The following is a 12,958-nucleotide window of genomic DNA, read 5'->3' as shown; positions in this document are numbered from 1 at the left end:
AGAGAAGTTAGAGAAATCTACTCTGGGATTTACTTTTTTCTATCATCTGATTTCTAGCATCTAACCTCTTCACTCTCAATATTGAATTTTTCAATTACTTGAAGTTGTAAAGCAGATTCCTAAAAAACCATTAAATAACCCTATTCTTCTATAAAAGAAAATGGTTCAATCTATAAATCCAAAAAACATGAGCAAACACCACCTCATAGACTACTTAGAAATCCCTGTGACCGATATAGCTGCTTCTAAAACATTTTACGGTAGCCTGTTCAACTGGAAATTCACAGATTATGGATCCGAATATACTTCTTTTGCCGATGGCAAAACTGAAGGCGGTTTCGCAAAAGTAGAAACTGCCAAACTTGGCGGTGCATTGATAATCTTTTATTCCGAAAACCTCAAACGCTCCAAAAAAGAAGTAGAAGATGCTGGCGGAAAAATCACCCAAGATATTTTCAGCTTTCCAGGAGGCAAGAGATTTCACTTTACAGACCCTACAGGCAACGAATTGGCCATTTGGGCTACCGAATAATTTTCCCCTTATTTCTTAGAAGGCTTGATAAACTTTGTACTTTTGCAATAATAAAATAGTTCTAAATTATCAATGTGATTGTCAGTATTTTGACAAACTTGCTTTGAGAAGACACCAACTATGGCAGTGGAGGATATAAAGAGATATACAGTAACAGCAGCATTACCCTACGCAAACGGTCCTTTGCACATTGGACATATAGCAGGAGCTTACCTTCCTGCCGATACCTATGTGAGGTATTTGAGGATGCAGGGAAAAGACGTGGCATTCATCTGCGGAAGCGATGAACATGGTGCGGCTATTACGCTAAAGGCTAAAAAGGAAGGAGTTAGCCCGAAAACTATCATCGATAAGTTTCATAAAATCAACAAAAAAACTTTCGAAGAATTTGGGATTGACTTCAATATCTACCACCGTACTTCTGCCCCTATTCACCACAAAACTGCCCAAGACTTTTTTACAGTTATCAACAATAAGGGCGAGTTTACTGTAGAAGAATCGGAACAATATTACGATAAAGAAGCCGACCAATTTTTGGCGGATAGATACATAGTAGGCACCTGCCCTAAGTGTGGAAACGAAAATGCGTACGGCGATCAGTGCGAAAATTGCGGCTCTACCTTGAGTCCGACTGAGCTTATCAACCCAAAATCTACCATTTCGGGCTCTACTCCTATGCTGAAAAAAACTAAGCACTGGTACTTGCCCATGAACCAACACGAGGGATGGGTGAAAGAATGGATAGAAAAAGGTACGCTAGACGGCAAACCTCACCACGACCCCAAAGAATGGAAAAACCATGTGCTAGGTCAGTGTAAATCTTGGGTAGATGGCGGGCTTCAGCCTCGTGCCATGACCCGCGATTTGGACTGGGGCGTGAAAGTTCCGTTAAAAGATGCAGAGGGAAAAGTACTTTATGTATGGCTTGATGCACCTATCGGCTACATTTCTGCTACCAAAGAATGGGCTTCAAAGGAAGGAAAAAACTGGGAAGATTATTGGAAAAGTGATGATACAAAGTTGGTGCATTTCATAGGGAAAGATAACATCGTTTTCCACTGCATCATTTTCCCTATCATCCTCAAAACCTACGGAGGCTACGTGCTCCCCGACAATGTACCTGCCAATGAGTTTTTAAACTTAGAAGGGAACAAACTTTCTACTTCAAGAAACTGGGCAGTGTGGTTGCACGAATATTTACAAGATTTCCCTGATAAAAAAGATGAGTTGAGGTATGTACTTAATTCAATAGCTCCTGAAAATAAAGACAGCGAATTTACTTGGAAAGATTACCAAGCTAGGGTAAACAATGAACTCGTAGCTGTGTTAGGAAACTTCGTAAACCGCTCGGTAGTGCTAACGCATAAATATTTCAACGGCGATGTACCTGTTAGGGGTGAGTTAGCCAAATTTGATATCGAAGTACTTCAAAAGGTTGAGGAATTTCCTGCTAAAATTGGAGCACTGATAGAGCAATACCGCTTTAAGGAAGCCCAGTTTGAAATGATGAACTTAGCTCGCTTAGGCAACAAATACCTAGCCGATACCGAACCTTGGAAACTGATAAAGCACGATCCTGAAATAGTAAAAACCGTACTGAACGTTTCCTTGCAAATCTGCGCTAACCTTTCCATAGTGATGGAGCCTTTCTTGCCTAATTCGGCTAAGAAATTGCAGCGCATGCTTGGTTTGAGAGGACTTGACTGGACCAAGGCTGGGGATACCGAATTGCTGTATGCTTACGACAAGCTTAGCGATGCCGAGTTACTTTTCAAAAAAATAGAAGATACTCAGGTAGAAGAGCAAGTTCAGAAATTAGAAAATTCGAAGCTAGCTAACCAACCTGCCGAACCTGCAAAGGAAACAGCGACGTTTGACGATTTCCAAAAAATGGACATCCGAACAGGTACTATTATGTATGCTGAAAAAGTGGCTAAAACCAAGAAGCTCTTGAAGCTAAAAATAGATACGGGAATAGACCAACGGACGGTTGTAAGTGGCATAGCCGAATACTTCAACCCTGAAGAAATCGTGGGCATGCAAGTATCTATTTTAGTAAACCTTGCTCCTCGTACTATCAAAGGAATTGAATCACAAGGAATGATCTTGATGGCTGAGGACAAAGACGGCTCTCTTAACTTTGTGAGCCCTACCAAGGCTGTAAGCAACGGTAGCATTGTGAGATAAACCTGAAGAGGGTTAAGCCAATAAAAAAAGGGGATTGCATGTAAAATGCAATCCCCTTTTTGTTCTTTTTATTTCTCTAAAAGGCGAAGATTAACCCGCCTGTGAAATCTCCTTGAGGAACTACAGAACTAGCAGCCAAGCCGGCACTACACCCGCCAGTACCACACCATAATCCTCCACCACTAAAATACATAGGCATCAGTAACCTCCCTTGTACCCTAATACCAATATGGTCTGTGAAAAATACTTTTGCGCCACCACCAAGAACCATCGAAAACCTCGATTCGCTACTTACACCACTTTCTTTGGGGTTAAAAGTAGACCAGCCTAAGGAAATAGAACCAAAAGGCCTAAACATTCCATCAGGTACCACCATATGTGTCACCCCTATTTGGTAATAATCCACATTCATATCGAATAACCTTTTAGTAATTCCCGAACCATATTCTCTTCTAAGGACATACGTATTGAGGTGATTATACATCAGTTCTAGGTGAGTATTATCTTCGAAGGTATAATTAGAAAGGTTAAAACTAAGGGTTGCCCCAAAGTTGCCTCCGTTTTTGATATCGATTTCCCCTCTGTTCGCATTAAACTTACCCGCCAACATGTACCCAGCATAGGGTGAAAACTCTATTTTTTGCGGAAATACTTGCGAAGCTAAGCCAAGTAAAAATGCTAACACTAAAAGTATTTTTTTATTCATGATATACTAAGTTATAGTTCCGGTTCTATCTCATGATTACTAATCTCTACCACGATGTTTATTTCCCAAAATCTTATTTAAGAAACAGACCGTAATGAGATAAGTAGGTTTTACACCTGCCACGCCCAAGCTACCAGAAGCTAATGTACTACCTGTTTCGAGCGGGTTGTCAGAGGCATAATAGGCGTACCTCAAGGTTAAATCATTTTTGATGCTTCTCCTAATTTTTGTAGCAGATTGAATAGCTTTTTGGTAATGTGCACCTTCCATTTCTAGCCCAATAGCTTGCCACGACGAATTTTTAAAGAATGATAATACGTCTTTATTTTGGAGAGAAGTCCCAAGCACCGTAACCATAGTCCCTTCGCAAACATTCACCCCAAGCTTTTTGAAATCCTTTTTACAAACATCATTTTCAATAGGATAGTTATCTGCCGTACCTTCAAATACATGTGCCGTAGGGATCATCACATCGCCTTTTCCTCCTTGTAAAATTCCCGCCTTGCCCATAATGGCAATGGATTCTACCGGCATAGGAATTTCCTTACCTTCTACTTCATAAGGCCTCAGTAACTCGTCCATAGTTTCATACGCCTGCTCCCCAAAAGCATAATCCATCACTATAATAACCGGCTTGTTTTTCTCCATGTACTTTTTGTCAATACCAAGCTGAGGGGAAAGTGCATCCAAATCGAGCTGACCGGTATCGATGATCTGCACGGGAATATTCGTACCCGAGCTATCCAATAACTCATAATAACCCGATGATCTCGCATACGACTTTATCTGACTTTGATATTTCAAGCTGTCATCTTCTTTGATAGAAGTGGTCATTTCCTCTATGGTCATTTCCATCCCCAGGTTTTTGAGGATAGGATATGCATAAAAACTATTGTACACACTGTGCATGTTTGCACTGATAATATGCATAGGTCGTTCGAATAAGCCCTTTTGGTAAAGTGTCCTTTTTATTTCCGAGGCCCACCTTTCCCCATAGATATGATGACCTATTCTCTCTTTTAGCGCAGGGGAAAAGCTTATCTCACGAGGGTTTTCCTCTTTTTCTTCTTCATATGCCAATTTACCTAAGCGGTAAACCACTTCAAAAAGCCCTTTATTTTGGTCTCGGTTTTCTTCAAACCTGAAATACGCAGCCCTTACCTCGTCGTATGTCCTACCCAAAACCGTACTGAGATAGGCAAAAGCTTTTTCCCTATTTTCCTCATTCAGAGCCACTTCTCCTTCTACTATTTCTTTTAGTTTTTCCCACTCACGCAACGTTTTGCCTTTTTCAGGGAAGGCATTTTTCATGATCTTCCGAGACTCGATGAACATAAACGTAAGGTGGGTGAGCACATCATAAATCTCGCTTCGCCCCCTTGTCACCTCAATCAACATAGTTTCCTTGTCAATTCGATAACAATTTCGGCGGCGTTTGGCAGGTTTTATAATTTCAAAATCGGAGTAGGCATAGCCCTCTTCGGAAATAAGGCGGATAAACCGGCATTGTTCAATCCCCTTGGGTAGCCTATCCACTACATACACCATCCCATCGAGCTCTACCTTGTTTGCGTCGCCCATACTTCCATAAATTTCGGGGCTGAGAGTGAGTAATGCGTCTATTAATTCTTGCCCCGAAACTCCCAAAGGCTTGTAATGCCCTCTGTTAAAAAGGTGACGCATTACTATATAAATCCGTTCGATTGCCGCTCTTGATTCCTGTGCTTTGCTTCTGTTCAAATTATTGGTTGGTTAAAAATTGAAAAAAATATGCTTCAGAACATAACCTTCCTTGAGGCAAATTAGTTTTAAAAAGCTTGTTACTTGTAGGTTATAGATTATGAGTATGATTAAACTTTATCTATTTCGCTGCAAAATCCCACAGAAGCGCTTGCCTGCCAAGAGGGAGGGAAACCTGAATTTTAAACAAATTCTTAATCACTTATCTACACTCTCAATATAAGCATAATACGCACCGTATCTTTTTCCACTTTTAATTTTTCATAAAAAAAGGTCAAATACACAAGATGTATTTGACCTTTTAAGAGCTGAAATTTACTATCCTACTTAGTAGAAACTACAATTTCCGCTTTTTTCAAACCTTTCGATTTGGCTACCAACTTTATTTGCCCTGCCTCTTTCGACGATTTCAAAACTGCTAGGCACATGCCGCTGAATGCTTTTCTATAACTCGCTTGGAACGACTCTGTAGTCGCTGCATTTCCATTATCAACCGCTATAAGCGAACCTTCTCCAGCTACTTCGAAAGTCACCAAGTTATCGGCCATTGGGCAAAGGTTCCCGTTTTTATCTTCAATCCTAACCGTTACATACGCCAAGTCATTTCCATCAGCATCTATCTCGGACCTATCTACCGAAAGAGTAACTTTCGCAGGTTTCCCGGCCGTAGTTATCTCTTTTTCCACTATCGCTTTTCCACCTTTATAACCCACTACCTTGATAGTGCCTGGCTCGTAAGGCACATCCCAAGAAAGGCGATATTTCGATTGGAACGTTTTAGGCTCATACCTCAAAAAGCTTACGGGCAATTCGGTCAAATCTTTTCCCTTTACTTTTTTGCCCATCGATTTTCCATTGACAAAAAGCTCTGCTTCATCGCAGTTGGTGTACGAATAAACAGGAATAGTTTTTCCTTCCATTCCTTCCCAATTCCAATGCGGAAGCACATGGATCATCGGCTTTTCCGTCCACTGGCTTTGGTAAAGGTAAAATCTATCTTTAGGGAAACCGCACAAATCCACAGCACCGAAATACGAACTTCTGGCAGGCCAGTCGGCGTTCCAATAACCATTGGTCGAATTGTCTTTTCCGCCATAAGGAGTCGGCTCGCCTAGGTAATCAAAACCAGTCCAAATAAACTCGCCCATAATGAAAGGGTTGTCTTCTTGGAATTGGAATTCAACATCGGGAGGGTATGCCCAAGGTGGACCTATAATATCATAACTTGTTACCTGAATAGACTCGTGGGTCTTGTATTTTTCGATTGGCAAATGATACACGCCGCGGCTACTCGTGCAGCTCGATGTTTCAGAACCATACACAGGTAAATCAGGGTAATTCTCCCTCACCTCTTTATAAGAGGCTGGCTTGTAATTCATTCCAGCAATATCTACTTGCTGGGCCATGTTGTTGTCGTATGGTGCAGAGTAATAATTAAATCCTGCTGAAGTTGGGCGAGTCGGATCAGTTTCTTTACAAAACTCATTTAGCCTTTTTGCCTCTTTCCAACCATCTTTTCCTCTTTGTTCTAAAATCTCGTTTCCAATACTCCACATCACAATAGACGGGTGATTACGGTCACGGATGATCATGTCTTTTAAATCTCTTTCAGCCCACTCCTTGTAAAACTCATTGTAGCCATTTGGAACTTTAGCAATTTCCCACACATCAAATGCTTCGTCTTGTACCATCAAGCCCATTTCATCGCAAAGCTCCAAAAGCTCCCTTGATGGAGGGTTGTGGCTAGTTCGAATGGCGTTCACACCCATATCTTTCATGATTTGCAACTTACGCTCATCGGCTCTTCTGTACACCGCAGCACCCAGCGCGCCATTGTCGTGGTGAAGACAAACCCCATTGAACTTGACTTGCTTTCCATTTAGGAAAAAACCGTTTTTGGTGTAGCTAATGGTACGAATTCCAAATTTTGATTCGTAAGTATCTACCACTTTTCCCCCTTGGGTAATAGTAGTAACTACTTTATAAAGATTAGGCGTTTCTAAATCCCAGCGTTTTGGGTTTTCTATGTTGCAAAACACACCCGAAATTGCCGAAGAACTTGCTTCAATATTTATTTTTTCACTTACAGAAACTACTGATTTTCCAGCTGGGGAAAAGTATTCATGCTTTACTTCCACTTCAACTTTTTCACCGCTTTTGTTGATAACCGTAGTTTCGTTCTGAACTACTGCCTTTTTATCGGACACGGTTGGAGTGGTGATATATGTCCCCCACTGAGCAATGTGAACAGGCTCGTCTATTTTCAACCAAACTGAACGATAAATTCCTGCTCCCGGATACCACCTAGAAGAAAGGTCTTTAGGCGTAAGCCGAACGGCTACTACGTTTTCAGATCCATCGTATTTTAGTTCTTTGCTAATATCAAACTCAAAACCGATGTAGCCATAAGGGCGGTTACCAACCAGTTTTCCGTTTATCCACACATGGGCATCGTACATCGCCCCTTCAAATTCCATCCTGACCACTTTGCCCTTGGCAGCTTCTTCCATTTTAAAGTGCTTGCGGTACCAGCCTGTTCCGTGGAAAGGTAGGCCTCCAGCACGGGCATTGTATTTTACATCAAAAGGACCTTCAATTGCCCAATCGTGAGGGAGATCAAGCTTTCTCCAGCCAGAATCATCGAAGTCGGCTGCTTCTGCTCCAGTAGCTTCTTCATTAAAAAATAGCCAACCTGCATTGAAGTTGGCATCTTGAGCTTGCCCTACATGAAATACACATGTTGCAAGCAGGATAAGGAGTGGTTTAAACACCAGTTTTTTTAACATTTTCATAGGTATTTGTTACAAGTCGAAAATTATTTCTTCCTTCTTAAGAGAGGAGGAAGAAATGTCGGATTTGTACAAATATACTAGAGGCAAGTTATTAAATAGTCGGCGATTGATGCAAACCTTTTAACTAATAGGAATTAGATCTAACAAAAAAAAAGAGGGCTATAAAAGCCCTCCTCTCGTACTAGATAGTGGATACCAAACAAATATCGTCAAATTCTGCTACCAAACTTTTACCCTTCTCCTTTCAGAAAAACAATTTTGTTTACTGCTATTCATACGTCTCCCTTCTTAGGAAATAACCTTTCAATTCTTCATCTACCTCAAAGCGTTTCATGAAGCCAGCTTGCCCCGTTACTTCGTGGCAAAGCCCCCAGCGCAATCCCTCAAGCGGGTTATCGTCGTGGTTGGGAGTTCGGAACAATCCATTAGCCTCGGGCGCTCCTTTTATGTGCGCCATTATCTCGAAATTTACGCCATCTTCCGCCCACTGGAGCGTATTTCGCTCAGGGCCATCTGTTGTTAGCATAGCGGCAATCCCTCCGTTGTAATGCCACACACATACTTCGTGGCCAGAATTTGTGATTGGATTGTATTCGCTTCGTACATAAGGACCTTCGGGCTTATCGGAAATAGCAACGCCCCATTTGGTTTCTCTTCCGCCCATAAACATTTCTTCGCCCATTGGCTCGCCTTTGTAGTACAAATAGAATTTCCCATTGAAAAACATGAGCGTGGGATCATGCACTTTATGGCTATCAAAACTCCCTTTGCTTTTCACCAAAAAACGGTTGTCGGCTTCACCCAACCATTCGCCGTCTTGGGCAGTTTCCAAAATAGGACCGGGTACTTTTTCCCAAGGTCCGTAAGGAGAATCGGCCACTGCCAAAGAAATATGCTCGTAAGAGCGGCGTAAGTATGGCGATGTTACCACTTGGTACACCAAATAATATTTCCCATCGTGGGCAAGAATTTCGGGGGTAAATACACTTCTATCGTCATAAGAGCCCGCTTCTCCACGTGTAACCGCTACGCCTTCCTCTTCCCAGTGCCAGCCATCTTTGCTGGTTGCATGCCAAATATCGCACTGATCCCAAGGAAATGTTTTTGCTTCGAGATCCCCACTTCCAAAGCCATAGCTTTTTCCTGTGGATTTGCTGTACCACACATGGTAAAGGTCACCTACTTTTATAACAGCACTAGGGTCACGGCGCACCATCCCATCTTCGTTCACTGCCAAGTCGCCCGTGATTTCCTTCGTTACTATTTCACAATACCACTCTGGCCCTTTATCGTAATTTTTAGCCCGTAGGCTTGCTGCGCTTAACTTTTTACTCATGATTATTTATTGGTTTTTAAGCTTTAACTGTATTTCTTCTATAGTCAAGTTTTTGGTTTCGGGCAGATAGCGATATAAAACCACCAAGCCAACAAAAACTAAAATTGCATAGAAAAGAAAAATGTACGCCCCGCCCATATTGGTAAGCTGCCAAGGGAAAAATTGCTGAACGATGTAGCTCGTAATACTGGTAATGAGGGCAAACATCGGGATGGCAATACCCCTTAGGGAAATGGGGAAAATTTCAGATAGCAGCACCCACAAAACAGGACCTACTGAAAAATGAAAGGCCGCTATAAAACTCAAAATCCCAGTTAAAATAAGCGTTGGGTTGAGCTTGGCCGCTTTTTGGAGCAATACGCTCGAGTGATCTCTCGCATCGGTTTCACCCAACACTTCTTTCAGCGCATTTTTATATTCCGTATCGCTGGCGAACTCTGTCCCTGCAATTTTTAGCAAGCGTTCGGCATTTGGGATTTCGATTAACTCAGTTATGTTTTTTTCGGAGAGCTTGTAACGGGCAACCATAAAGCCATACGAACACAAGCCCAAGCTGAGCATGATCCAAACCAAGCCCCAAATAGTGAGCTGCCTCCTACCTATTTTATCGATGAGCAACAAACCTAGTGCGGTGAAAACCAAGCCAGTTAGCCCGACCCAAATTGTTTGCATAAATGCCGCATCGGTACCTATGCCCAGTTGTTCAAAAACCGTAGGCGCATAAAAAAGAATGGCATTGATGCCCGTAGTTTGCTGCACTATGGCAATAGTAGCCCCAATAATTAAGGTAGTTCGCATCGGTTTCCCCAAAATTTCCTTCAGCTGAGAAAGCATAGACTCGTCTGCCTTACTGCTCCCCATACTATCTTTCATTTCTTGAATCTGATGCGCTATTTCATTCTCTGGATAAATTTTTCGAAGGGAGTTTTTTGCCTCTTCTATTCGATTGCTATACACCAACCAAGATGGGCTTCTGGGTATGATGAAGAGCAAACCGAACCAAGCTAATGCAGGTATAATTTCCGAACCGAGCATCCAGCGCCAGGTATATTTGCTAATACCTAAGGTATCTACCCAGGTAGCGCCCGAAGCCGATGCTTGCACAATAAGGTAGTTCACAAAATAAGCTGCTGACAAACCAATGACAATGTTCATCTGGTTCATGGAAACCAATTTACCTCTCCATTTAGGTGGGGCAATTTCTCCTATGTACATAGATGCCAAAGACAAAGAGCAAAATGCAAGACCTCCTAAAAAACGGGCAGCAACTAATGCCACAAAACTTGGTGCAAGAGCAGAACAAACTGCTGAAACAAGGTAAAGCGCTGCTACTATTTGAAGAGCTTTTTTTCGACCAAATTTATTGCTGATGTATCCGGCCAGAGGAAGGGCAAATAATACGCCTAACCCAGGAGCACTTACAGCAGTTCCTACTTGAAGATCGGAAAGGGAAAACTCTTGGGTAATAAACCGAACTGTGCCTGAGATAACAGCCGCATCTAGCCCAAACACAAAGCCTCCAAGCGCAACAATGGTGGAATAAACAAAGGCATTTCTTTTGTAAGGTTGCATGTCAATTTTTTGTTAGTTTCATGATCATATTTTTTATACAAAACCCTTTGCAGCTAAAACCTCAACTATTCCTACTATTCTAAAAAACTGTGCTGGGGGCTTCTAAAAAATGAAAGCGGGAAGAAAAAGAATGTTTGGGACATAGAACAGTTTTTGTCATGGACAAAAACTGGACAAGTTCGATACTATCGTTTTTAAGAAGGTTTTTTATAAAAAAACAATACGTTGTATTGAGAAAAGTCCATTTGCCTACTTACATTATTTGGGCAATGAAAACTATTGCACAAAAATAGGGGAGCCAATTAGGCTCCCCTTCGCATTAGTAAAGAAGATAGATCTCGTCTATTCTTTTTATTTTTTCAAAATGGTAAATTCCACCCTTCTATTTTTCTGACGGTTTCCTTCATTAATATTAGGCACAAGCGGTACGGTATGACCATAGCCTACGGGAGTAACACGTTCTGAGGCTATGCCTTTTGCTATTAAATACTTCCTTACTGCGCTAGCTCTATTTTCAGAAAGCTCCTTGTTGTCAAAAGGGTTGCCTCGGTTATCTGTATGCCCTGCTACTTCAATCTCCATTGAAGGATTCTCTATCAATAAATTATAGATTTTATCCAGCTCGTTGTTTGACTCTGGCTTTAGTTCGAATAACCCTGTATCGAAAAATACATTATTCAACCTAATTGTCTGACCTTCTTCTAGTGGATGCAGATACAGGTTCACTGTTTTTTCTTCATAAGTCTTTACATCGCTTAGGTCTACATTGCTGAAAGATGCCACAAAACCCTCGGCATTTGCCCCAAAGCCATATTTTTTACCATAAGGCAACACAATCTTATACTCCCCAGTTTCTGGGTTAGAAATTGCGTTTCCTAGTTCAACTGTGCCAAATAAATCATTGTAAGCGATAGTTGCTTTCATTGGCTCGTTAGTGCTTGCATTAAAGACTTTTCCTTTTACCAATACAACCGGACCTGGCCTATCTTCCTCTTTCAGCATTACCTTGAAAATATCACCTTTTCCATAAGAATGGTTGTCTGAAACTATGTAGGCAAACTCGCCCGAAGCATCTAAGCAAAAATAAGTCTCATCTTCAAGGGTGTTGATGTAGCTTCCCATATTTTTAGGTGGCGACCAATTCTCCCATGTTTCGTCCAACCTATGTGTTACATAGAAGTCATTTCCTCCCTTACCTCCTTCTCTATCACTAGCGAAATAAAGCGTTTTGCCATCAGCAGCCATAAAAGGAGAATATTCAAAACCAGGTGTATTAATCATCTCACCCAAATTTTTAGGTCTTAGCCAAGTACCATCTTTCTTTTTAAAGCTCACATACAAATCGTAGTTGGCCGTCCTTTCTGACTCCTCGCTAAAGCTCATTACCAATGCATGACCATCGTTGGTCATTTGAGCGTTGTGCCTGTGTCCCTTCACCATTTCCTGATAATCCTTAACTTGAATTTGGTCAGGAGGAGTCCAGCCATTTTCAGTGCGGTGGGTTATAGAAAAGCCTGCACCACCTTCATAAACACCTTTTTTAAACACCCCTCCAACTAATAAGGTGTTACCATCTGGCTGAACACTAGTCACAAAAGAGACCGGGCCGTTGTTGAGCACATTTGTCATCAACTGAGCCTCGCCCCATTCTCCCTCACTATTTTTTTCTGAAACCCAAATGTTTTGGGTTACGTCTACTTGGCTAAAATACGGGTTCTGAGGATGGTTATTTCTTGCGAAATAAAGGGTATTCCCATCTGGAGAAATCCTAGGAGAGCGATCTTCATATTCAGAGTTCACATTTGGCCCTAGATTTTCTGGGGCAAAGTCATTGACTCGTTTGGCCTGGAGCAGTGTCATAAGGATCACTGCAAATACTGCAATTTTTTTCATAATAAATTCAGTTGAGCTGATGAGTTTGGTACAATATATCTTCTATAATCTAATCTGTCTTTTCATTTTTTCACTAGCCGTATTCAATTGAAAGCAGCCATTTCATTTGTTTGAGAAGCTAGTTGGGAAAGATTGAATTTTTGCCAAGGCAATGGCGAAGTAGTTGTAGAATATTGGGTAAGGAAAAAAGTTGTTTGGGT

The 12,958-nt window shown here is 41.5% G+C and carries 7 protein-coding genes and 1 pseudogene; 2 read left to right on the top strand and 6 right to left on the bottom strand.

Features of this window, described 5'->3' with window-relative positions; all coding sequences use genetic code 11:
* Positions 1 to 187: 187 nt before the first annotated feature.
* Both R9C00_28460 and metG read left to right on the top strand, forming a co-directional pair.
* A complete protein-coding gene (locus tag R9C00_28460; GenBank protein WPO35634.1) occupies positions 188 to 532 on the top strand; it encodes a VOC family protein in 345 nt (114 codons plus the stop codon).
* A 111-nt stretch (positions 533 to 643) separates the two neighbouring features.
* Positions 644 to 2,719: pseudogene (metG, locus tag R9C00_28455) on the top strand (methionine--tRNA ligase).
* Positions 2,720 to 2,795: 76 nt separating this feature from the next.
* On the opposite strand, the gene R9C00_28450 reads toward metG, so the two are convergent.
* From R9C00_28450 to R9C00_28425, 6 genes are all read right to left on the bottom strand, one after another.
* On the bottom strand, positions 2,796 to 3,425 hold the full coding sequence (locus R9C00_28450; GenBank protein WPO35633.1) for an outer membrane beta-barrel protein: 630 nt from the start codon (positions 3,423 to 3,425) through the stop codon (positions 2,796 to 2,798).
* Positions 3,426 to 3,464: 39 nt separating this feature from the next.
* The gene (locus R9C00_28445; protein ID WPO35632.1) at positions 3,465 to 5,165 is read right to left on the bottom strand and encodes a hypothetical protein; all 1,701 of its coding nucleotides are present in this window, start codon (positions 5,163 to 5,165) and stop codon (positions 3,465 to 3,467) included.
* A gap of 323 nt (positions 5,166 to 5,488) precedes the next feature.
* Complete coding sequence (gene galB / locus R9C00_28440; protein ID WPO35631.1) at positions 5,489 to 7,957, bottom strand: beta-galactosidase GalB; 2,469 nt, start codon at positions 7,955 to 7,957, stop codon at positions 5,489 to 5,491.
* A gap of 268 nt (positions 7,958 to 8,225) precedes the next feature.
* Positions 8,226 to 9,293: a family 43 glycosylhydrolase gene (locus tag R9C00_28435; GenBank protein ID WPO35630.1), complete on the bottom strand. Its 1,068-nt coding sequence runs from the start codon at positions 9,291 to 9,293 to the stop codon at positions 8,226 to 8,228.
* Positions 9,294 to 9,299: 6 nt separating this feature from the next.
* The gene (locus R9C00_28430) at positions 9,300 to 10,865 is read right to left on the bottom strand and encodes a sugar porter family MFS transporter (GenBank protein WPO35629.1); all 1,566 of its coding nucleotides are present in this window, start codon (positions 10,863 to 10,865) and stop codon (positions 9,300 to 9,302) included.
* 351 nt (positions 10,866 to 11,216) lie between these two features.
* Positions 11,217 to 12,758 carry an OmpA family protein gene (locus R9C00_28425; protein WPO35628.1) on the bottom strand — a complete coding sequence of 514 codons (1,542 nt, stop codon included), beginning with the start codon at positions 12,756 to 12,758 and terminating at the stop codon, positions 11,217 to 11,219.
* Positions 12,759 to 12,958: the final 200 nt, after the last annotated feature.

The sequence above is a fragment of the Flammeovirgaceae bacterium SG7u.111 genome, from assembly GCA_034044135.1.
Classification (GTDB): domain Bacteria; phylum Bacteroidota; class Bacteroidia; order Cytophagales; family Flammeovirgaceae.
Note: the sequence above shows the minus strand (reverse complement) of the source record. Positions and strands in the feature narration are given on the sequence as shown.